Below are 21,941 nucleotides of genomic sequence, written 5' to 3' on the forward strand. Positions count from 1 at the left end.
ACAACCAATATCTGCACCATGATTATCCCATTCTTCCATGCACATGCACGTTCCTGGCTTTTAATCCCAGGCTTGCTGCTGCCACTGGGCCCGCTGCAAGTGCTGGCAAATACGGTCTCTGACTGCGGAGTCACCGCATCTACAGACTGCTACTTCGCCTTTACGCCAGCAGGTAGCGCCGGGCGCATACATTTTTATGCCTCGCGGGCACCCGGTACTGGCGCGCCCACCACGGCATTGGTCGCTATCCACGGCCATCCACGGGATGCCAACACCAGCTTCAACGCTGCCCTCGCCGCCGTGCAAAGCGGTGGCGCATTAAACCGCAGCCTGGTGGTGGCTCCGCTTTTCCAGGTCAGTGCGGCGGATGCGGCCCCCTGCCACACCGCGGGCGTACCGGCTGCGCAGGACGGGGATCTGCTGTGGACCTGCGCTTCGTGGATAGCCGGTGGCAAGGCGCGCAAGACACCTACTGCGCAGGGGCTGAGCTCATTTACCGCGCTGGACGCGCTGGTGGTGGAGTTGCACCGCCAATGGCCCAGCCTGCAAACGGTCACCATCGCAGGGTTTTCGGCAGGGGCGCAGTTGGTGCAGCACTACATCGGTTTTGCGGCCATGCCGCCCGCCCCCATGGCTGTTCGCTATGTGGTGGCCGACCCGGGTACCTGGCTGTACTTTGACCCGGTGTGGCCCGATGCCACGGTCGCCGCCTGCCCCCAAGTGCAACGCTGGAAATACGGCCTGGAACATCGGCCTACCAACCTGGGCCGCAACGGCATCGAGGCCCGCACGCACTATGCACAGGCCGAGATTCACTACCTGGAGGGCGCACTGGACAGCAGCGATGCACCCCGCACGTCCTACAAAATTTTGAACAAATCCTGCGCTGCCATGGCCCAAGGCCCGTACCGCCTGCAGCGTGGGCTGGCCTACGCGGAATACGACCGCAAGGTGCTAGCCCCGGAAAAACAGCGCAACGTGACCGTAGTGCCAGGCTGCGCGCACGATGTGGCTTGCGTGTTTTCGGCCGACGAAGCCCGGTCCGCTTTGTTGGGCCACTAGCGTAAAAACCTTCGCGCGGCCCAGCCCCCCACCCCGGCCAGGGCCAGCAGGCCCAGCACAATGGCCGCCGCCAGCGGGCCGGGCTGGCGGAAGGCGGCCACGATCTGGTCTACAAAAAACGCCATGACCACTGTACCCGGGGCCATGCCCAGGGCCGTGCCCAGCACCATATCGCGCAGGCGGATATGCGAGGCACCGGCGACCATGTTGACGATGGCAAACGGGGCAATGGGCACGATGCGCACCGCGATCACCGCCAGCAGGCCGCGCTCGGCCAGACGGCGGCTGACGGTGTTGACCCGCTCCCCACCCAGCTTTTGCAGCACCGGATTGCCCAGCAGATGCCCCAGCCCGTAGCTGGCCATGGCCCCCAGCAAGGCCCCGGCAAAAGTGGTGGCCATGCCCAGCCAGGGGCCAAAGGCGACCAACGCCACCAGGGTCAGAAAACCCAGCGGCACTACCAGGATGCTGGCCAGTGCAAAGCCCAGCACCGCGGCCACCGGCCCAAACGTTGCCCCCAGTTGCTGCAGCCCGCCGACAATGCGGTCGGCATCCAGCCATTGGCGCAGCGGTGAGGCGCTCCAGGCCACCGCCAGACCCACCAGCGCCGCGGCCAGCGCCGCCAAACCCAGTACCCGCCAACGCATGGAGCGGTTCAAGGCGCGGCCTTGTCCATGCGCTCGGCGATCACCGTGGCCAGCTCCGTCACGTTGCCGGGCTCGAAGATCGAACCGTGCAGCCCACGCACCTGGTGTTCGTACAGGTGCTTGGGCATCAGCCGCGACCAGGGCCGAAACAACCAACGGCCCCAGTTGGCCAAGCCGGATGACTTGAGCAACAGCGTGGGGCCGTCGTAGGCCGAGGGGCGGTAACCTTTCAGGGCCATCACCTGGCTGACCAGGCCGGGATCGTTGAACATGGCGCCCATGCGCCGACCGTTCAGGCTCAGCTCCTGGATGCGAAATCGCTTCACCAGCCAACCTGATAAGCGCCAGAACGCCGTGCCGCCCAGGCGCGATGTCGGGTAGGTGGTGTCAATCAAAAACAGACCGCGTACCGGGAACCCCCGCTGCTGCAGCAAGCGGATAGCCTCCAGCGCCGCCACGCCCCCTACCGAGAACCCGGCCAGAAAACCGGGCCGCTTGCCGTGCGCCTGGATGGCATCGGCGTACAAGGTGGCCAGGTCGTCGATACGCTCTATCGGCTGGGTAAACGGGGGTTGCAGCATATGCACATCACAGGCATTGCCGAGTGCACGTGCCAGGTTCTGGAAGCGCAGCAGGTCGCCATGGCCCGAGGCTGCCAGGTACAGCGGTACCCGCCCGGTGTCAGCCCCCAGGTTCAGCATCACGCTGGGGCCTTTGCTTTTGTCAGACAGCGCCGCGGCCAGGCTTTCAATGCTGGGGTGCTCGGTGATCAGGTACATCGGCACCTTGCGGCCTACCAACTTTTCGATGCTGCTCAGCATGGTGACGGCGGCCAGAGAGTCGCCGCCCAGGTCGAAGAAATTGTCAAACACGGTGATGGGCCGGGTGTCCAGCACGTCTTCCCACAGTGCCAGCAGCTCGGCCTCGTAGCGGCGGTGGGCCTTGCGGGCCTGGGTGGAGCCGGCGACCACGCTGGGGTCGGGCAGCGCGTCGTAATCGATCTTGCCCGCCACACTGGCGGGTAGGCCCGGCAGTATGCTGATGCCGCTGGGCACCATGTAGTCGGGCAAGCGCAGGCGCAGCACGGCCTGCAGGCTCTCCACCGAGGGGCTACCGGTGGCGGCCACCCAGGCGTGGATTTGCGGCTTGCCTTTGCGCTCGATCAGCTTGGCCGCCGCCTGCAACACCCCTTCAATCGCCGACAGCGCCGATTCGATTTCTCCCAGCTCGATGCGGTAGCCACGCAACTTGACCTGCCGATCCAGCCGCCCCAAGAAGTGCAGATTGCCGTCGCTGCCCAGCCAGCCCCGGTCACCGGTGCGGTACATGCGGTGGCCTAGGCCCAACGGGTGAAAGGGGCGGAAGGGGTCGGGCAGAAACACCTGGGCGTCCAGCTCGGGGCGGTTCAGGTAGCCGCGCGCAATCGCCTCGCCACCGATATAGATCTCGCCCGGCACGCCCAGTGGCATCGGGCGCAGCGCGTGGTCCAGTACGTAGATGCGGGTATCGTCAATCGGGCGGCCAATCGGCAGGGCGGTGTCTGTGCGGTGGTTTTCGCACTCCCAGGCGGTGGCAAATATCGCGGTTTCGGTAGGGCCGTAGACGTTGTATAAACGGCCGCCGGTTTCCTTCAAAAACCGCTGCGCCAGCTCGGGCGACAACACCTCGCCACCGCAGCAGGCCACGCGCAGCTTCAGGTCTTTGCGGTGCCCGGCCGAATCCAGAAACCGGCTCAGGGTGCTGGGCACAAAAGCCATGATGGTGACCCGGTGGCGCACCGCAAAGTCGGCCAGCGACTCGGGTAGCAAACGGCCCGGTGGCGGCAAGGCCACGCTGGCACCGTGCACCAGGGGCAGCAGCAACTCGATCAGCGAGGGGTCAAAGGTGACTTGGGTGGCCTGGGCCGAGCGGTCGTGCCATTCCACGGCGTAGGCCCGCGACAGCCAGCCCAGCCGCCGCGCCAGCGTGCCATGCTCGATCATCACGCCCTTGGGCCGCCCGGTGGAGCCCGAGGTAAACAGCACGTAAGCCAGGTCCGCCGCCGCGGGCTGCGCGGTCAGGCGCTGTGACCCGTGCTGGGCCACATCGGCCTGGGCTTGCCTCCAGTCCACCTGCAGGGTCCGGGCATGCAGGCCACCGAGCCGCTCCTGGGTGTGCGGCTGGACCAGCACGGCGATGGCACCGGCCTCTTGCAAAATCGCCTCCAGCCGCGCCAGCGGGGCTTCGGGATCGAGTGGCAAAAACGCCGCCCCGGCCTTGGCGATGGCCAGCATGGCCACCACCCAGTCGGGTGAGCGGTCCATCACCACGGCAATGATCTGGTCCTTGCCCGCGCCCAGCGCCAGCAGGCGCCAGGCCAAATGGGTAGACACCGCGTCTAGCGTGGCGTAGTCCATTTCTCCATCGTTCCACACCAAGGCGTTGGCTTCGGGACGCAGCCCGGCGTGGTGCTCAAACTGCACCACAAATGGCTCGACCACGGCCATGGCAGCCACGTCTTTGTGCAAACCGTCAACCAGCATCCAGTGCTCTTCCGGCGGCACCAGCGCAATGCTGTCCAGCGGGGTCTCCGGCGGGCCCATGGTGGCCTCGACCAGGTGCCACACGCGGCGACCCAGCAGTTCCACCTCGCCCACGGCAAAACAGGCGGCACTGGCTTCCAGCGCCAGCTCCACATCCTCGTCGGCATGGAACTCGCACACCGTCACGCCCAGCGGAAAGCGGGCCTTGCCCGAGAACAGTTGGCGCGATTCGACCAGTTCGGCCGCCCCGAACGACACTGCGTAATCTTGCCGTTCGAACGACAGCAGTACGTCAAACAGGCCGTCGCGGCGGTTGCGCGCCACCTCCAGCGTGCGGCCCAGCTCGCTCAAGGGGTAGCGCGGGTGCCGCAATGCCGCCCGCATAGCCGTGCCCACGGCGGCCAGCAGCCCGCCCAGGGTCATGTCCGGGGGCAGTTGCACCGCCACCGGTATGACGCCCACAAACATCCCCAGCGTGTCGGTAAACCGCCGCCCGCCCCGGTTCAGACTGGGTACGCCGACCACCACCTCCTGGCGGTTGCTGACGCGGCCAAAGTACAGAATCAGAGCCGCCAGAAAGAAATTGAAGGCGCTAGAGCCGCGCTCGGCCGCCACCTGGCGCAACCGGTCATAACCGGCCCGGGGAATGCGCTGCGCGCCCATGTGGGCAGCAGGCAGCTCCTGCTGACGGGTGCTGGCGTAACGGCGCTCGATCAGGGCGGGGGGCAACACCGGCATTTGCCCACGCCAGTACGCAGCATCGCGCTCGAACGCGGGCGACTGGTGGTACAGGGCAGACTCTTCGATGAATTTTTTATAGCCCGGGTCGCTGCGCAGCACCGGAGGCTGGCCCGCCTCCAGCGCGTTGTACAGCTCGCTCCAGCGCCGCATCACCTGCGAAGTGCCCCATCCGTCCATCACCAGGTGGTGGAACTGGATGGTGAGCCCGTGCAGCACATTGCTGGCACGCAGCAGGGCAAAGCGCCAGGGGGGCGTGCCGTCCAGCACAAAGGGCACGGTCATGCGCTGCTGCCACCACATGCGCATGGCCTCTTTGGGATCGGCCGCGGCCGACAGATCCACCAGTTCCAGGTTCAGGGCGCTGTGCGACAGCAAGGTTTGGCTACCGTCGGCCAGGGGGGCCAGGCGCAGGGCATCGCTTTCGGCCACCAGTTGGGCCAGGGCTTCCTGGAACCGCGCCAGGTCTAGCGCGCCCGTCAAAAACGCCCCGCCACCGATGTTCAGGTGCGCACTGCCCGCCCAGGTGCGTTGGTCCAGCCAGACTTCGCGCTGGCTCAGTGACAGCCTCAGGTCTTCATGGCGGCGCTCTAGCGGCATTACAGCTTCCATTGCGCTATGGTCTCCATCGCATGGCGGTAGCCCACTTCGATGATCTCGTCGGCCCGGCTGTAAGCCATCAGGGAAAAACCGGCCACCGGCGGCTCCAGATACTGGTCGGCCTGGGCGATGGTGGCCGCCCGCTGGTGCAGGCCACCAATGTGCCCGGCGCGGTACAAAATCTCGGTAATGCCCGGCGTGCTGCGGGGCTTGCGCGACACCATGCCTTTGAGGGTATGGCGCACCGACAGGCGCTCTAGCGCCGGGTCCACGCCCATTTCGACCTGCACGTCCACGTCGATGGCAACGATGGTGCCGTTGCCGCGGCGCTTCTCCAGCGGCACACCCAAGCGCATGCGCATCGCATCCACTGGCACGTTTTCCAGAATCGCGCCGTCCACCAGCAAATTGCCGTCTACCAGCACCGGCGGGAACAGACCTGCGGGCGAATTGCTGGCCAGCACGGCACGCCACAGCGGCCCGGTTTCCTGCACCGTGGTGCCGCCCTTGGTGAGGTTGCAGGCCGCGGCAAAGTACGGGGTCCACAGGGCATCCATCTGGGTATCGCCAAACATGGCGCGCAGATCGCGCTTGACGCGCCCACCCGAGACAATGGACACCAGCGGCAGGGTCGGCCACTCGCCACCTTCGGCAAACTTGCGGGTTTGGTCGCGGATCTGTTTAAGTGGCAGGCCGCAGGCAAACTGCGCCCCAATCAGCGCGCCCATACTGTTGCCGCCCACCAGATCGACCGGAATATTCGCCTCTTGCATGGCCCGCAGCACACCCAGATGGGCAAAACCACGGGCGCCACCACCGCCCAGCACCACGCCGACGGCGCGGCCGGTCAGAAACCGCGCCAGCCGCCCGTAGTCACCCGAAGAATGGCTGCGTGTGGGATAGACCCGCTCAATCTGCCGCCCGGCACGCCAGACGTGGGTCACATCGGGGGCCACCGCCGAGGCGGGATACAACACCACCAGGTGCTGGCGCTTCATGCCAAAGCCGGGCTCTTCGGTGAGCCGCTGCTCCAGTGCGCCACGGTCCCGCGAGGCCCCAGCATTGGCGACAAAAATCACTTGGTCGGCCTGCCTAAAAGCCCGCCGCGTCCAAGACGAAGGGGTGGCATCGGCCTCATAAACCAGAAAATCGAATGCGTCCTCCAGGGCATCGAACCGGTCTGTTCCGCCCTCCACTTCCGAGTTTTGTGAGCCGTGCTCCAGCTCGGCCGAGGGCGTGATGTGGTGCACCCGACCCATGCGGGAAAAAGCCTCGGCCAGGCCACGCGCGACCTCGGCCGAACCCGCGCCGGGGTACAGTGGCACCACCACAAAGGCCTGGGCCTGGTGCCGGTCGACCACCTGGGTCGTGTGGCGCAGGTGGTCAAAAATGGCCTGGGAAAACACCCGGTTGAAGGCCAGCGGCTGGCGCACCAGCATGGCTTCGAAGTGGCTGCGGTCCAGCACCGCCAGGGTGGAATCGCGCACGGCAGTGACATCGGCGGTGCGCGGCTGGCGCAGGATCATGCCCATCTCGCCCACGCTCTCGCCAGGGCGGATTTCGTTGTACAGCAGGACGCTGCCGTCGCGGTTGCGGCGCGAGGCCCGCAGGCGGCCGGTGATGACAAAAAACATGCTGTTGGCCGCCGCGCCTTCTTCCAGCACCACGCTGCCACCGCGCACTTCCTGCAGCTCCAGCACATCGGCCAGATCGTTCAGTACCGCCTCGTCTAGCGTGCCAAACACGCGGCTGTCACGCAGCACCTGGATCACCCGCGCGTGGAATTTATCCTTACCTGGCATGGACTCGCCCTTTGTCTTGAATTCGGTGACCCCATGGCAGGCTCACGCGCCACCTGATTTTGATACAAAAATACACACTTTAAAGAGTGTACGCCTGCACAAGAACGGTGCAAATCGGTGTTTATACAGACAAATGAAGACAGCGGCGCGGCGTCAAACGGCGGCGAACTGGCCCAGGTTGAGGCGCAAAGTGCGCCCGCAACGAGCCGCCAAGGTCTCGTCGTGGGTCACCAGCACAAAGGCGGTGCCCTGGTCGCGTGCCAGTTGCAGCATCAGCGCAAACACGCCGTCGGCGGTAGCTCGGTCCAGGTTGCCGGTGGGCTCATCGGCCAGCACACAGGCAGGCTGGGCCACCAGGGCGCGGGCAATCGCTACGCGCTGGCGTTCGCCGCCCGACAGCTCGGCCGGCCGGTGGTGCACCCGGTCCTGCAAACCCACCAATGCTAGTATTTTGCTAGCTTGCTGCGCAGCCTGGTCGCGCGGTAGCCGCCGAATCCATAAGGGCATGGCCACGTTGTCGAGCGCACTGAATTCGGGCAGCAGGTGGTGGAATTGGTAGACAAAGCCCAGGTGCTGGTTGCGCTGGCGGCCCTGCTCGGCGGCGTCCCACTGTGCCATGTCGTGGCCATTCAGCTGCACCGTACCGCTGCTGGGTGCGTCCAAGCCACCCAGCAGGTGCAGCAGCGTGCTTTTGCCCGAGCCGGACGCGCCCACGATGGCCACGGTTTCGCCCGCAAACACCTGCAGATCCACACCCTTGAGCACGGTCACGTCCAGGCGGCCCTCAGAAAAACGCTTGGTCAGGCCTTTGGCCTCCAATACCAACTTACTCATAACGGAGTGCCTCTGCAGGATTGACACGGCTGGCATGCCAGCTGGGGTAAATGGTGGCCACAAAGGCCAAGATCAGCGAGATCACCGCGATTGGCACGATGTCGCCCTGCTGTGGTTCGCTTGGCATGCGGCTGATGAAGTAGACCTCTTTCGGCAAAAAGCTGGCGTGGAACAGATGCTCCAGCGCGGGCACGATCACGTCGATGTTGAAGGCAATCCCCAGGCCCAGTAGCAGCCCGGCCACGGTACCCATCACACCCACCATCGCGCCCTGCACCATGAAGATGCCCATGATGCTGCGCGGGCTGGCGCCCAGGGTGCGCAGGATGGCGATGTCGGCCCGCTTGTCGGTCACCGTCATCACCAGCGTGCTGACCAGGTTGAACGCCGCCACCGCCACGATCAGCGTGAGGATGATGAACATCATGCGTTTTTCCAGCTCCACCGCGGCAAACCAGGTTTTGTTTTGCTGCGTCCAGTCGCGGATCAGCAGGTTGCCGCTGAGGCTGCCCGCCAGTTCTTGGGCCACCTGGCGCGCCTGGTGCAGGTCTTGCAGCTTGACGCGGATGCCGGTGGGACCTTCCAGGCGGAAGATGCGCTCGGCATCCTCCATGTGCATCATCAGCAGGGTCGAATCGTATTCAAAGTGGCCGGACTCAAAGGTGCCCACTACCGTCATTTGCTTCAGGCGCGGCACCACGCCGGCCGGGGTGACCTGGCCGCTGGGGGCAATCAGCGTCACCGGATCGCCCACGCGCACGCCCAGGCTACGCGCCAGGTCAATACCCAGCACCACGCCGAACTGGCCGGGCACCAGCTTGGCCAGGGTTTCCTGGTGGATGCCCACAGACAGGTCGGTGACCTCGCCCTCGTGCGCCGGGTCGATGCCGCGCACCAAGGTGCCTTTCATATCGTCGCCGCGCGCCAGCAATGCCTGGCTAGCTATAAAAGGTGCAGCTCCGATGACGGCCGGGTTCTGTTTGACCTCGGCCAGGGTCTTGGCCACGTCGGGCAGCGCCTCGCCGTTGGGCGCGAAGATTTCAATGTGCGCCACCACCGACAGCATGCGGTCGCGCACCTCTTTCTGGAAGCCATTCATCACGCTGAGCACGATGATCAGCGCCGCCACACCCAGGGCGATGCCGAGCATGGACACGCCCGAGATGAAATTGATAAAGCCGTTGCGCCGGGTGGCCCGGCCAGCCCGCGTATAACGCCAGCCCACCAGGAGTTCGTAGGGGATTTGCATGGAGCAGTACAGAGAGAAGACGGGGGTGATTGTGGCAGCTTGGCGAATACCCCCGTCCCCACGCAAAAAGCGGCTACAGCTATCTTTTAAATAGCTGTAGCCGCAAGAAGAATATGCGCCAGAGGGCTAAAACACCCCCCATGTTGGCTTATTCGTCGTTGTCGGTAGAAAAAGTGCGCACGCTGCTGTACGCGTTGGCGACACCGGGCACGGTGCTGGCGACCTTGCGGGCCTTGGCTTCTTCCACCGGGCCTTGGGTCCAGCCGTGCAGGGTGATGTTGCCGTTGCTGGCGGTGACGGTCAGGTCCTTGGCTTCATCGCCCAGCGAGGTGCTGATGGCGGACTGGACGGAGCTGGCCAGATCGGCATCGTTGCCAGCGGCGTGGGCGGGCAGGAAAGCGCCAGCGGTCAGGGCAAACAAGGCAGAAGCGGCGATACGGTTGAAGGTGCGTGTCATGGTGAATCCTTTGGGTGGTTGAATCGTTTTGCGATGGGGTGATCTTCCCAAGCCGGGGCGATTTATCTGTGTCGGAAACCCGCTGGCTGTGTTGCATGTGCAATTGGCCCAGACACAATGCGCGCGCGTAGATTGCTATTTAATTCATAGCTATCAGCGCACGAGGAATATGCACCACAGGCCTAAAAAACTCCTAACTTTTCAACCGAGTGATACAAACTAAGTACTTACCCTAGAAGCCAAAAAAGTATCAGTAATGGGCCGCTCGCGCAGTAGTAAGCGCAGAAGGGGCTCCCTAAACTGGCGCCATGGCAGCTTGGAACACACAAGAACACAAGGAGATGGCCGATGTCACCGTATCTCGAACTGGTAGGTATCCAGCAGCAGGAGTCGTTCAAGGTGTGGACGCACGGCTACCCGTATGAAACGGTGCGCTGGCATTTCCACCCCGAGTACGAGCTGAACTACATCAGCCACACCTCGGGCCGGTTTTATGTGGGCGACCACACCGGCACCTTTGTGCCCGGCCAGCTGGTGATGATGGGCCCCAACCTGCCGCACAACTGGATCAGCGAAGTCCCCGAAGGCACCACCGTGCCCGAGCGCTGCGTGGTGCTGCAGTTCTCTGGCAAAAGCATTCTGGGCGGCATCGAGGCCTTTCCTGAACTGAGCCAGCTAGAAAAGCTGCTGGCCGATTCGCAGCGCGGTATATTGTTCTCGCCCGAAGTCACCGCCAAGGCCGTGCCCATGCTGACCACCCTGCTGGCGGCACGCGGCTTTCAGCGGGTGTACCAGTTCCTGGCGCTGCTAGAAACTTTGTCGCACGCACAAGACAGCACGCTGCTGGCCACGCCCACCTTCCGCCCCGACCCGCAGGGCTACCAGTCGTCCACCATCAACCAGGTGCTGGCCTATCTGGCCGAGCATCTAAACGATCGGCTCAACGAATCCGCCCTGGCGCGCTACGCCGGTATGGAGCCCAGCGCCTTCTCGCGCTTCTTCCGCCGCCACACCGGCCTGCCGTTTGTGCAGTACCTGAACCGCCTGCGGGTGAACCGGGCCTGTGAACTGCTGATCTCGTCCGAGCAGTCGGTCACTGATATTTGCTACGCCTGTGGCTTCAACAACGTCTCCAATTTCAACCGCCAGTTTCTGGCCCAAAAGTCCGTGCCACCCTCGCAGTTCAGGCGCTACTACCTGCTGAACGACGAATGTGAGGCCACGGGCTAAGCGCCCGCGCCTTCCCTTTTTAAACCCGCCCGCGGATGCCTTTTACGCACCCGCAGGGCGCAGCTTTGCCTTTTGTTTTTAACGACCTGGAGACCCCATGCCCACTACAACCCCTGACATGCAAGCCGTGGTTTGCCACGGACCCAAAGACTACCGCCTGGAACGCGTCGACAAACCCGTGGCCGGCCCCAACGAGCTGGTGATCGAAATCGTCGCCTGCGGCATCTGCGCCAGCGACTGCAAATGCCATTCGGGCGCGGCCATGTTCTGGGGCGGTGACGGCAAACCGGCGTGGGTCAAGGCCCCGGTGATTGCGGGCCATGAATTCTTTGGCTATGTGGTCGAGGCCGGCCCCGGCGCGCTGGCGCACTTTGACGTGACCATCGGCCAGCGCGTGATCGCCGAGCAGATCGTGCCCTGCGGCAAGTGCCGCTACTGCACCAGTGGCAGCTACCACATGTGCGAAGTGCACAACATCTTCGGCTTCCAGCGCGTGGTGGCCGATGGCGGCATGGCCGACTACATGCGCCTGCCGCCCACGGCCCGCGTGCACAAGATCCCCGAGACCATTTCGCTCAACGACGCGGCCATGATCGAGCCCATGGCCTGCGCCGTGCACACCGTGAACCGCGCCGACATCCAGCTCGACGACGTGGTGGTGATCGCCGGTGCCGGGCCGCTGGGCCTGGGCATGGTGCAGATCGCCAAGCTGAAAACACCCAAGAAACTGGTCGTCATCGACATGGTGCCCGCCCGGCTGGCGCTGGCCCAGGCCTTCGGTGCCGACGTGACCATCAACCCCGCTACCGACGACGGCCGGGCCATCATCGACCGCCTGACCCAGGGCTACGGCTGCGATGTCTACATCGAAACCACCGGCGTACCGGCGGGCGTGAGCCAGGGGCTGGAGCTGATCCGCAAGCTGGGCCGGTTTGTCGAGTTCAGCGTGTTTGGCAAAGAAACCAGCGCCGACTGGTCCATCATTGGCGACCGCAAGGAGCTGGACGTGCGCGGCGCGCACCTGGGCCCCTACTGCTACCCTGTGGTAATCGACCTGATGGAGCGCGGCTTGCTGACCTCGCGCGGCATCGTCACCCACGATTTCACGCTGGACGAGTGGGAAGAGGCCTTCAACCTGGCCAATTCGCTGGACTCGATCAAGGTCTTGCTCAAGCCCGGGCGTGCCGCATGAAACAGCCACCCGCCGCCTGCGTGATCGGGGTCGATATCGGCACCCAAAGCACCAAGGCGGTGCTGGTGCGGGCCGACGGCCAGATCCTGGCGCAATCCTCCCAGGCCTACCAGGTCGAAACGCCGAAACCGCTGTGGGCCCAGCAGTGGCCCGACGTGTGGCTGGATGCCGTAGTTGCATGCATAAAAGGGGTGCTAGCGCAGGTAGCGCCTGCACAAGCAGCTATCAAAAGTATATGTGTGAGCAGCCTGTACGGTGGCAGCGGCATTCCGGTGGATGCGGAAGGCAAGGCGCTGTACCCCTGCCTGATCTGGATGGACCGCCGCGCCCAGGACGAGGTACGCTGGGTGCGCGACAACGTGGACCTGGAGCGCCTGTTCCACATCACCGGCAACGGCGTGGACAGCTACTACGGCTATACCAAGATGCTCTGGCTGCGCGAGAAAGAACCCGTCGTGTGGGCCAAAACCCGGCAGTTCCTGCCGCCCAACAGCTATGTGAACGCCCGCCTGACCGGCGAGGTGGCGGTAGACCACAGCTCGGCTGGCAACATCGGCGGCGTGTACGACGTGGCGCAGCGCGGCTGGTCGGCCGAGGCGCTGCAGATGCTGGGCATTCCGCAGAGCATGATGCCCGCGCGCCTGGTCGCGTCCAGCGAGGTGGTCGGTGGTTTGCTGCCGGCATGGGCTGAACGCCTGGGCCTGCCTGCCGGTACACCGGTGGTGGCGGGCGGTGTGGATGCCGCCGTGGCCACCCTGGCCGCAGGTGCCGCCCAGCCCGGCAACCATGTGGCGATGGTTGGCACCAGCATGTGCTGGGGCACCATCCGCCCAAGCGTCGATGCACGCCACGGCCTGATCAGCATGCCGCATGTGTTCAACGGCGATAGCAACGGACCAAAGGACCTGTATGTGTTCGGCGGTGCCATCAGTGCCGGAGCCTCGGTCACCTGGTTCCGCGAAACCTTTTGCCAGGCCGAAATCGCCGCTGGCAAAACCCTGGGCGTAGACCCGCACAGCCTGCTGGAAAAAGACGCGGCACCGCTGCCGCCCGGCAGCGACGGCATCCTGTTTTTGCCCTATCTGATGGGCGAGCGCAGCCCCATTTGGGATGCGCAGGCCAGCGGGGCTTTCGTCGGCCTGGGCCTGCACCATGGCCGCGCCCACCTGTACCGGGCGGTACTGGAAGGTGTGGGCTTCGCGCTGCGCCACAACATCGAAGCGGGCTTGCGCGGCATGGGCACGCTGGACCACCGTCTGGTGGTGGTGGGCGGTGCCAGCCATTCCGACCTGTGGATGCAGATCATGGCCGACATCACGGGCCGCCCGGTGTTCACCCTGGCCGAAGACGTGGAAGCCTCGCTGGGTGCGGCCCTGCTGGCGGCCTACGGCGTAGGCCTGATTGATGCCGACGCGGTGCGCAAAGGCTGGGTCACACCCGTATTGCGCGCCGAGCCGAACCCCGAGGCCCATGCGGCCTACAACGACCTGTTCGCCCAGTACGTGGACCTGTACCCGGCACTCAAGCCCGCCATGCACCGCTTGCGTCCACCCGGTCCATCCCGCCCACCGACCCATTCCCCAGGAGACCCGCCCACATGAAAAAACCCGCCTTTATTTTCCCTCACCAAAGCAACCACAAGGAGACAGACAGCATGAAGAAATTTGTACTCGGTGCCATCGGCGCCGCCATGATCTCACTCACCCTACCCGCCACCACGGCGCTGGCACAGACCGGCGCGCCCTGGGCCATCGACAAGGCCGCCGCGCCGTTCAAGGGCACCAAGATCAAGGTGCTGTTCCTGGACCGGCCCGGCTACCGCGCCATCATCAAGCTGCTGCCCGAGTTCGAGAAAAAGACCGGCATCAAGGTCGAATACGAAATCGTGCCCTACGAAAACGCCCGCGAAAAGCAGGTGCTGAACTTCAGCGCCAAAGGCGACCTGACCATGGCCCTGGTGGACCTGGTGTGGATTGGCGAATTTGCCGAAAGTGGCTGGATCGTGCCGGTGGACACCTTCACCAAAGACGCGGCCATCACCGACCCGAACCTGGACCTGAAAGGCTTCTTCCCGCTGCTGCTGAACGCGTTTGGCTCGTGGGACGGCAAGGTCTATGGCCTGCCGTTTGACAACTATTCGGGCCTGATGTTCTACAACCAGTGCATGCTGAAAGATGCCGGTTTCAGCGGCCCGCCACAAACCTGGGACGAGCTGAAGAACGTCTACGCCCCCAAGCTGACCAACCCGGCCAAAAAGCAGTACGCCTATGCCCTGCAATCGCTGCGCGGCGAAACCCAATCGGCCGACAGCTTTATGCGCTTCCTGTGGCCGTTTGGCGGCTCGCTGCTGGACAAAGACTTCAAGTCCAACCTGGCCTCCAAGGGTAGCCAGGACGGCCTGAAGTTCCGCCAGGACCTGATGAAGTACATGCCCCCCGGCGTAGTGAGCTACGACCATGCCGAAGCGGTAAACGCCCTGGCCCAGGGCCAGGTGGCGATGCTGACCGAGTGGTCGGCCTTCTACGGCACGCTGACCGACCCCAAGACCTCCAAGCTCGGCGACTGCCTGGCCGTGGCCCCCGAGCCCAAAGGCCCCGCCGGTCGTCTGCCTGCACTGGGCGGCTTCTCGCTGGCCGTGGCATCGCAGGCCACGCCCGCGCAGCAAAAGGCCTCGTGGATCTTCACCCAGTGGGCCACGTCGGATGCCATCGCCAAGCAGTATGTGGAAGCCGGTGGCGTGTCCGGCCGCATGGCGGTCTACAAAGACCCTGCTATCCAGGCCAAGTTCAAGTACGTGAAACCGATGGTCGAGTCGTGGCAGCAAGGTGTGCCCGAGTTCCGCCCCCGCTTCCCCGCCTGGTCGTCCATCACCGAGATCGTGGCCGAGTTCGGCAGCAAGATCATGCTGGGTGAAACCAGCATCGAGCAGGGTACCAAGGAGATCAGCACTCGCATGGAATCGGTGCTGGACAAAGAGGGTTACTACAACGGCAAAAAGAAGAAATTGCAATAAGAGGTGCCGTGGTGCCTGCCCGTGGGCAGGCACCAGCTGTGTTGAACCCTTCCCCCGTCGCCTGGAAATTGCATGACTACACACTCCCCTGCTGGTGCCGCACCAGCACTCCCCTCCAAGCGCGCCTCGCGGCTAGCCCATGGCCGCTGGACCCCGCTGTGGTTTCTGGCCCCGGCCGTGCTCACCCTGTTTGCCATCGGCATCTACCCCACACTGTTTGCGCTGGTCACCTCGATGCGCAAATACAACCTGACCCGCGCCCGCGACGGCTTTCCCTTCGTCGGGCTGGACAACTACAAGGCGGTGCTGAGCGACAGCACCTTCTGGGAGACGCTGTGGCGCACCGCCACCTTCTACCTGACGGTGATGCCGGTGGAGCTGGCCCTGGGCATGGCGATTGCGCTGATGCTGCACAAGCCGGGCTGGTCCATGGCGCGCGCGCTGGTGCGCGTGTCGCTGGTGATTCCGCTGGCCACCACCTACGCGGTGGTGGGGCTGATTGGGCGGCTCATCTTCAACCGCGACTTTGGCGTGGCCAACCAGTTTGCCTCCTGGCTGGGCTTTCCGGCGCTGGACTGGCTGGGCAACCAGACCGGTGCATTCGCGGCCATCGCCATCATGGACATCTGGCAGTGGACCCCGTTTTGCGCGTTGATTTTTCTGGCCGGCTTGTCGATGGTGCCGAACGAGGTGGAAGAAGCCGCGCGGCTGGAAACCTCGTCGCACCTGAACCTGCTGCGCTATGTGCAGCTGCCCTATTTGCTGCCCGGCTTTACGGCGGTGCTGATCCTGCGGTCGGCCGACATTTTGAAGCTGTTTGACATGGTGTTCACCATGACGCGCGGCGGCCCCGGCGCGGCCACCGAGCTGGTGTCGATCTACATCCAGCGGGTGGGCTTTCGCATCTTCGACATGGGCACGGCATCGGCGCAGGCAATTTTGCTGCTGGTGCTAACCATCCTGCTGAGCCGCCTTTTCATCTCCGTCTTCTACCGGGAAATCGACTAATGAACACCAAAAAATTCGGCAAAGGACTGCACCTGATCGGGTTGCTGGCCTTCCTGGCTTTCACCCTGTTTCCGTTTTACTGGATGGTGGCCAGCAGCTTCAAGGACCAGACCGATCTGCTGGCTTCGCCGCCGGTGTGGACCTTCATTCCCACCGTGGCCAACTACGCCGAGGTGTGGCAAGACGACAAGGTGTTTGGCGCCATCCGCAACTCGCTGATCGTTGCCAGCCTGACCACGCTGCTGGCCGTCGCCATGGGCGCACCGGCGGCCTATTCGCTGGCGCGCTTCCAGTTCAAGGGCAAGAAGGATTTGTGGTTCTGGTTTATCTCGAACCGCATGATCAGCCCCATCGTGCTGGCCCTGCCGGTCTACCTGCTGGCGCAAAGCGCGGGCCTGCTGGACACGCACCTGGTGCTGATACTGATCTACCTGTCGTTCTGCCTGCCCATCGTGGTGTGGATTTGTACCGACCAGTTCCGATCCATCCCGCCGGACCTGGAGCAGGCCGCGCGGCTGGACAACGCCAACCAGTGGGACATCTTCTGGCGCATCTATCTGCCGCTGGGCCTGCCGGGCATTGCGGTGTCGGCCATCTTCAGCTTCATCTTTTCGTGGAACGAGCTGCTGTATGCGCTGGTGCTGACGCGCAGCGCGGTGCAGACCGCCCCGGTGATCGCCACCAGCTATATGTCGGGCTATGAATTGCCCTGGGGAAAGATCATGGCCACCGGCACCATCATCGTCTTGCCCGTGACCATCTTTGCCCTGTTCGTGTCGCGCCACATGGTGCGCGGCCTGACCATGGGTGCCACCAAATAAAACCACAGACACACGCATCGGGAGACTAGCTAATGGAATTTTTGAAAATCAACAATGTGGTCAAGAAGTATGGCGACGCCACCGTCATCGGCGGTGTCAGCCTGGCCGCACGTGAGGGCGAGTTTGTGGTCTTCGTCGGCCCCTCGGGCTGCGGCAAGTCCACGCTGATGCGCCTGGTGGCCGGGCTGGACGAGGTGAGCGACGGCAGTATCCACATCAACGGCGTGGACGTGACCGAGGTGGAGCCCGCTGCACGCGGCGTATCCATGGTGTTCCAGTCGTATGCGCTGTATCCGCACATGTCGGTGCGCGAGAACATGTCGTTCGGCCTGAAGATGATCAAGACCCCGCCAGATGAAATCTACAAGCGCGTGTCCGATGCCGCCGCCATCCTGAAGCTGGAGCACCTGCTGGAGCGCCGCCCCAAAGACCTGTCCGGCGGCCAGCGCCAGCGGGTGGCGATTGGCCGCGCCATCGTGCGCAAGCCCAAGCTGTTTCTGTTTGATGAACCCCTGTCCAACCTGGATGCCGAGCTGCGCGGCGAAATGCGGGTGGAAATAGCCCGCCTGCACCGCGAGCTGGGTGTCACCATGGTCTACGTGACCCACGACCAGGTAGAGGCCATGACCCTGGCCGACCGCATCGTGGTGCTGCGTGCGGGCAAGGTGGAGCAAATGGGCTCGCCTGCCGACCTGTACGACCACCCGGTGAATACCTTTGTGGCGGGCTTCATTGGGTCGCCCAAGATGAACTTTTTGCCGATGCAGGTGCAAGGCGTAGAAGGTGGCCGCGTGCGCCTGGCCCATGCCGCGCTGCAGGCCAGGACGGTGGAGCTTCCGTTGCGCGCCGGTGCCGCCGTGCGCCCAGGCGACACGCTGACCCTGGGCCTGCGCCCCGAGCACATCGCCATCGGTGGTACATCGCCGCTGGCCTTGTCGGTCAGTGCCCACTACGTGGAGAATCTGGGTGGCACCTCGCAGTTCTATGTGCAGACCGCCGACAAAGTGCCACTCATTGCCATGGCCCAGGGCCGCCACACCGTCACGCCGGGCGAGTCGCTGGTGATGACGGCGGCACCCGAACACGCCTACCTGTTCGATGCCCAGGGCCTGGCGCTCTGACCCGGCAAGGAGACCCCCATGGACTTCCACGGAAAACGCGTGCTGGTCACCGGCGCGGGCAAGGGCATAGGCCGCGCCACCGCCGTGCTGCTGGCGCAGCGCGGTGCCACGGTGGTGGCCCTGAGCCGCAACCCCGCCGACCTGCAACAGCTGGCCGCAGAGATAGGTTGCGAAACCTTGGCGGTGGACCTGGCCGACGTGGCCGCCACACGCGCGGCCGTGCGTTCGGCCCTGCCGTTGGACCTGCTGGTGAACTGCGCTGGCATCGCCCAACTCACGCCCTTCCTAGACACCACGGTGGAAGACCTGGACACCCTGATGGCTACCAACACCCGCGCGCCCATGGTGGTGGCGCAGGAGGTGGTGCGCGATCTGCTGCGCCGCGGCGTGCCGGGTGCCATCGTCAACGTGTCCAGCATCGCGGCGCAGGTCGGCATACCTAACCACACGGCCTACTGCGCGTCCAAGGCGGCGCTGGATGCCATCACCCGAGTCATGGCGGTGGAGCTGGGCCCCATGGGCATACGGGTCAACAGCGTCAACCCGGTGGTCACCCTGACCCCCATGGCCGTGCTGGCGTGGAGCGACCCGGCCAAGTCTGCGGGCATGCTCAACCGCATCCCGCTGCAGCGCTTTGTGCAGCCCGAAGAGGTGGCCTCGGTGATCGCCTTTTTGCTCAGCGACGACGCACGCATGGTGCACGGCAGCTGTCTGGATGTAGACGGCGGCTTTCGTGCCAACTGAATTTTCAAGGAGATATGCAATGAATCCACTCGGCGTACACGCCCTGGTCTGGGCGGGCGACCTCGGCCCCGCATCCACCCGCAAGGTGATGGAGCAAACCCGGCGGGCTGGTTATGACCTGATCGAACTGTCGCTGCACGGCCCCAAGGTGATGGACCTGGCGCTGACCCGCGACCTGCTGCAGGAAAACCATCTGCAACTGGGCTGCTCGCGCGGCCTGACCCTGGATGCCGACATCTCCAGCGCCGACCCGGCCTGCGTGGCACGCGGCATCGCCCTGCTGGAAGAAGGCATCACTATGACGGCCGCGCTGGGCGGTGCCTACTTCGGCGGCATCCTGTACGGGGCCATGGCCAAATACCCCGGCCCGCTGAGCGCCCAGGGGCGGAAAAACGCCTGCGACGCACTCCAACGCATGGCCGACTTCGCGCTGACCAAAGGCGTGACGCTGGGCCTGGAGGTAGTGAACCGCTACGAGAGCAACCAGCTCAACACCGCCCTGCAGGCGCTGGAGCTGATCGACCGCATCAACGCGCCCAACGTGGTGGTACACCTGGACACCTACCACATGAACATCGAAGAAGCCGACTTCATGCAGCCCGTGCTGGCCTGCGGCAAGCGCCTGGGCTATGTGCACATAGGCGAAAGCAACCGGGGCTACCTGGGCTCGGGCACGGTGGATTTCGCGCAGTTCTTCAAGGCCCTGGCCATGGTGGACTACCAAGGTGTCATCACTTTTGAGAGCTTTTCGTCCACCGTGGTCAACGAAGACCTGTCCAACGCGCTGGCGATCTGGCGCAACCTGTGGGACGACGGGCTGGACCTGGCCGTGCATGCCCGTACGTTCATGGCCAATGGCGTGCGGGCGGGGCAAATGGCTTTGGCCCATGCTTAGTTGCTTTTTGGACTTTAAACACTAGTATTCGGCGTATCCCTTAGGAGCACGCCATGCCGAATGACCCATTGGCCGACTGGAAGCAGCAACAGCGTGCCATGTGGGCATCGTTTATGCCCATGGCCTGGTTCACCCTGCCGGTGGCGGCGCACCTGGTGCGGTTTGCCGACATCCGAGCGGGCGAGGCGGTGCTGGACGTGGGCACCGGCACCGGTGTGGTCGCCCTTACCGCCGCGCGGGCGGGCGCACGGGTCACCGCGCTGGACCTCACGCCCGAGCTGCTGGTGCAGGCCCGCGAAAACGCGGCCATCGCCGGACATGAAGACGTCGTCTGGACCGAGGGCGATGCCGAGCAACTACCCTACCCCGATGCAACCTTCGACGTGGTGCTGAGCCAGTTTGGCCACATGTTTGCGCCCCGGCCTGCCGTGGTGGTGGCAGAAATGCGCCGCGTGCTCAAACCCCAGGGCCGCATCGCCTTTGCCACCTGGCCGCCCGAGCACATGGTGGGCCGGATGTTTGCGTTTATTGGCCGCCACGCGCCCCCGCTGCCCGAAGGGGCCGCGCCGCCGCCCCAGTGGGGCCACCCGGCCACCATCGCCGAGCGCCTGGGTGGTGCGTTCAGCCCGCCGTTTTTCGCCCGGGGCGCGATGGCCTTGCCCGCCCTCAGCATCCCCCACTACCGCCTGTTTCTGGAGCAGACCATCGGGCCGATGCAAAAGATCGTCGCCAGGCTGGCCAGTACGCCCGACCAGCTGCAGCAGTTCCGCCGCGAGTTCGAGGCCATGGCCGCCGACTACTTTGTCGACAACCACGTGCACCAAGACTACCTGCTGACGCGTGCAGCGGCCCGCTAAGTCCCTGCTGGAATATTTAAGCCAAAAGTGCCTCTAGCGCAGATAGCGCCTGCTCAGGGCGCTATCAAAACAGGAATACAGCCAAGCAGCTACCGCGCCCCAGCCTGGCCGTGCCACACCGCTGACCCTGGCCGAGCCCACGGCCTCCATCTGCATCCAGCCCGCCAGCTCCACCCGGTGCCGCTCGCCTTCGTGCAGCAGCACCGGCTGCTCGACCCACATCCCCGCCAGGTAGGCCATCAGGTGCAGACGCACAGCCCCTTCCAGCACAGCGATTTCGGCACCGCTAGGCACACACTGCCAGGCCCGCTGGGTGGGCTGGAGGTGCAGGGTGAACAAGGGCTCTGGGGCAGCAAGGGTGGACATACAAGACCTCTTTGTGAAAGTACCTGTAGCGTAAGAATGGAGGCCCGCCCCGAACAGCCACAGACCCCACCCATCTGTACCGCAACAGTGCAGAAAATCTGCATCTGTTATGGTCTGTTTCGCTTCCGTCTGTACCTGTTCAGCCCCCGCCCCTGCCCGCATGATGGGCGGGCTCTGCACCCCGCCCACGTCTATGTCCACCCAACCCAAATACCAGCACCTCGCCGACCACTACCGCAGCGCCATCCGCGCGGGCAGCCTGCTACCGGGCCACCGCATGCCGTCGCTGCGCGAAGTGGTGCGCCAGCACACGGTCAGCCTGTCCACGGCCATGCAGGTCTGCCGGCTATTGGAGAGCGAAGGCTGGCTGGAAGCGCGGCCCCGCTCGGGCTACTTTGTGCGGCCCGCGCAGGCAGCAGCCAAACTGGCCCCGGTGAACGACCCACCGATGCAGCGCGCCCCCGACCCGGCGCAGTACCTGGGCATCCACGCCAAGGTGTCTGCATTTTTGGCGCTGGGGCGCATGCAGCGCTTCAAAACCAACCTCTCCACCGCCCGCTGTGCCCCCGAGCTGTACCCCGCCAAGGCCCTGCAACAGGCCGCCCAGCGCAGCCTACGCCTGGACCCCGAGCAACTGGTGCGCGCCGCACCACCGCAGGGCTCTGTCGAGTTCCGCGAGGTATTGGCACAACGCGCGCTGCTGGCGGGCATGCACCTATCGGCCGCCGAGATCCAAATCACCAACGGCTGCACCGAAGCGCTGAACCTGGCCCTGCGCGCCGT

The 21,941-nt window shown here is 64.5% G+C and carries 19 protein-coding genes; 12 read left to right on the forward strand and 7 right to left on the reverse strand.

Annotation, left to right across the window (positions count from 1 at the left end; genetic code table 11):
• Window positions 1–18: 18 nt before the first annotated feature.
• Complete coding sequence (locus tag ABI213_RS21550; protein WP_348008440.1) at window positions 19–1,062, forward strand: hypothetical protein; 1,044 nt, start codon at window positions 19–21, stop codon at window positions 1,060–1,062.
• Here the strand turns inward: ABI213_RS21550 and ABI213_RS21555 are convergent.
• The 6 genes from ABI213_RS21555 to ABI213_RS21580 all read right to left on the reverse strand — a co-directional run bounded on the left by ABI213_RS21555 (window position 1,059) and on the right by ABI213_RS21580 (window position 9,911).
• Complete coding sequence (locus ABI213_RS21555; RefSeq protein WP_348008441.1) at window positions 1,059–1,721, reverse strand: VTT domain-containing protein; 663 nt, start codon at window positions 1,719–1,721, stop codon at window positions 1,059–1,061. The two genes, ABI213_RS21550 and ABI213_RS21555, sit on opposite strands and share 4 nt — an antisense overlap.
• Complete coding sequence (locus ABI213_RS21560; RefSeq protein ID WP_348008442.1) at window positions 1,718–5,581, reverse strand: amino acid adenylation domain-containing protein; 3,864 nt, start codon at window positions 5,579–5,581, stop codon at window positions 1,718–1,720. The genes ABI213_RS21555 and ABI213_RS21560 overlap by 4 nt, the downstream gene beginning before the upstream one ends.
• Window positions 5,569–7,371: a cyclic nucleotide-binding and patatin-like phospholipase domain-containing protein gene (locus ABI213_RS21565; RefSeq protein WP_348008443.1), complete on the reverse strand. Its 1,803-nt coding sequence runs from the start codon at window positions 7,369–7,371 to the stop codon at window positions 5,569–5,571. The genes ABI213_RS21560 and ABI213_RS21565 overlap by 13 nt, the downstream gene beginning before the upstream one ends.
• A 153-nt stretch (window positions 7,372–7,524) precedes the next feature.
• Window positions 7,525–8,205, reverse strand: coding sequence for a lipoprotein-releasing ABC transporter ATP-binding protein LolD (gene lolD, locus ABI213_RS21570; protein ID WP_348008444.1), 681 nt, complete (start codon window positions 8,203–8,205; stop codon window positions 7,525–7,527).
• Window positions 8,198–9,454 (reverse strand): lipoprotein-releasing ABC transporter permease subunit, encoded by a 1,257-nt coding sequence (locus ABI213_RS21575; protein WP_348008445.1) that lies wholly within the window; start codon window positions 9,452–9,454, stop codon window positions 8,198–8,200. The genes lolD and ABI213_RS21575 overlap by 8 nt, the downstream gene beginning before the upstream one ends.
• A gap of 148 nt (window positions 9,455–9,602) precedes the next feature.
• A complete protein-coding gene (locus ABI213_RS21580) occupies window positions 9,603–9,911 on the reverse strand; it encodes a BON domain-containing protein (protein WP_348008446.1) in 309 nt (102 codons plus the stop codon).
• A 348-nt stretch (window positions 9,912–10,259) separates the two neighbouring features.
• On the opposite strand from ABI213_RS21580, the gene ABI213_RS21585 reads away from it, so the two are divergent.
• The 10 genes from ABI213_RS21585 to ABI213_RS21630 all read left to right on the forward strand — a co-directional run bounded on the left by ABI213_RS21585 (window position 10,260) and on the right by ABI213_RS21630 (window position 20,792).
• The gene (locus tag ABI213_RS21585; RefSeq protein ID WP_348008447.1) at window positions 10,260–11,141 is read left to right on the forward strand and encodes an AraC family transcriptional regulator; all 882 of its coding nucleotides are present in this window, start codon (window positions 10,260–10,262) and stop codon (window positions 11,139–11,141) included.
• A 97-nt stretch (window positions 11,142–11,238) separates the two neighbouring features.
• Window positions 11,239–12,333: an alcohol dehydrogenase catalytic domain-containing protein gene (locus tag ABI213_RS21590; RefSeq protein WP_348008448.1), complete on the forward strand. Its 1,095-nt coding sequence runs from the start codon at window positions 11,239–11,241 to the stop codon at window positions 12,331–12,333.
• Window positions 12,330–13,934 carry an FGGY-family carbohydrate kinase gene (locus ABI213_RS21595; RefSeq protein ID WP_348008449.1) on the forward strand — a complete coding sequence of 535 codons (1,605 nt, stop codon included), beginning with the start codon at window positions 12,330–12,332 and terminating at the stop codon, window positions 13,932–13,934. Before ABI213_RS21590 ends, ABI213_RS21595 begins: the two co-directional genes overlap by 4 nt.
• A 53-nt stretch (window positions 13,935–13,987) precedes the next feature.
• Window positions 13,988–15,346 (forward strand): sugar ABC transporter substrate-binding protein, encoded by a 1,359-nt coding sequence (locus tag ABI213_RS21600; protein WP_348028594.1) that lies wholly within the window; start codon window positions 13,988–13,990, stop codon window positions 15,344–15,346.
• A gap of 72 nt (window positions 15,347–15,418) precedes the next feature.
• Window positions 15,419–16,354, forward strand: a complete 936-nt coding sequence (locus ABI213_RS21605) for a sugar ABC transporter permease (protein ID WP_348008451.1) — start codon at window positions 15,419–15,421, stop codon at window positions 16,352–16,354.
• A complete protein-coding gene (locus ABI213_RS21610) occupies window positions 16,354–17,175 on the forward strand; it encodes a carbohydrate ABC transporter permease (RefSeq protein ID WP_348008452.1) in 822 nt (273 codons plus the stop codon). The genes ABI213_RS21605 and ABI213_RS21610 overlap by 1 nt, the downstream gene beginning before the upstream one ends.
• A gap of 32 nt (window positions 17,176–17,207) precedes the next feature.
• A complete protein-coding gene (ugpC, locus tag ABI213_RS21615; RefSeq protein WP_348008453.1) occupies window positions 17,208–18,296 on the forward strand; it encodes a sn-glycerol-3-phosphate ABC transporter ATP-binding protein UgpC in 1,089 nt (362 codons plus the stop codon).
• Window positions 18,297–18,314: 18 nt separating this feature from the next.
• On the forward strand, window positions 18,315–19,040 hold the full coding sequence (locus ABI213_RS21620) for an SDR family oxidoreductase (protein ID WP_348008454.1): 726 nt from the start codon (window positions 18,315–18,317) through the stop codon (window positions 19,038–19,040).
• Between the two features lie 19 nt (window positions 19,041–19,059).
• Window positions 19,060–19,935 (forward strand): sugar phosphate isomerase/epimerase family protein, encoded by an 876-nt coding sequence (locus ABI213_RS21625; RefSeq protein WP_348008455.1) that lies wholly within the window; start codon window positions 19,060–19,062, stop codon window positions 19,933–19,935.
• 53 nt (window positions 19,936–19,988) lie between these two features.
• Window positions 19,989–20,792, forward strand: a complete 804-nt coding sequence (locus ABI213_RS21630; protein WP_348028596.1) for a class I SAM-dependent methyltransferase — start codon at window positions 19,989–19,991, stop codon at window positions 20,790–20,792.
• 33 nt (window positions 20,793–20,825) lie between these two features.
• On the opposite strand, the gene ABI213_RS21635 is transcribed toward ABI213_RS21630, so the two are convergent.
• Window positions 20,826–21,158 carry a hypothetical protein gene (locus tag ABI213_RS21635; protein WP_348028598.1) on the reverse strand — a complete coding sequence of 111 codons (333 nt, stop codon included), beginning with the start codon at window positions 21,156–21,158 and terminating at the stop codon, window positions 20,826–20,828.
• Between the two features lie 193 nt (window positions 21,159–21,351).
• On the opposite strand from ABI213_RS21635, the gene ABI213_RS21640 reads away from it, so the two are divergent.
• Window positions 21,352–21,941 (forward strand): GntR family transcriptional regulator (locus ABI213_RS21640; RefSeq protein WP_348028600.1); only part of this gene is annotated, 590 nt, incomplete at its 3' end.

Source organism: Rhodoferax sp., assembly GCF_039922535.1.
Classification (GTDB): Bacteria; Pseudomonadota; Gammaproteobacteria; order Burkholderiales; family Burkholderiaceae_C; genus Rhodoferax_B.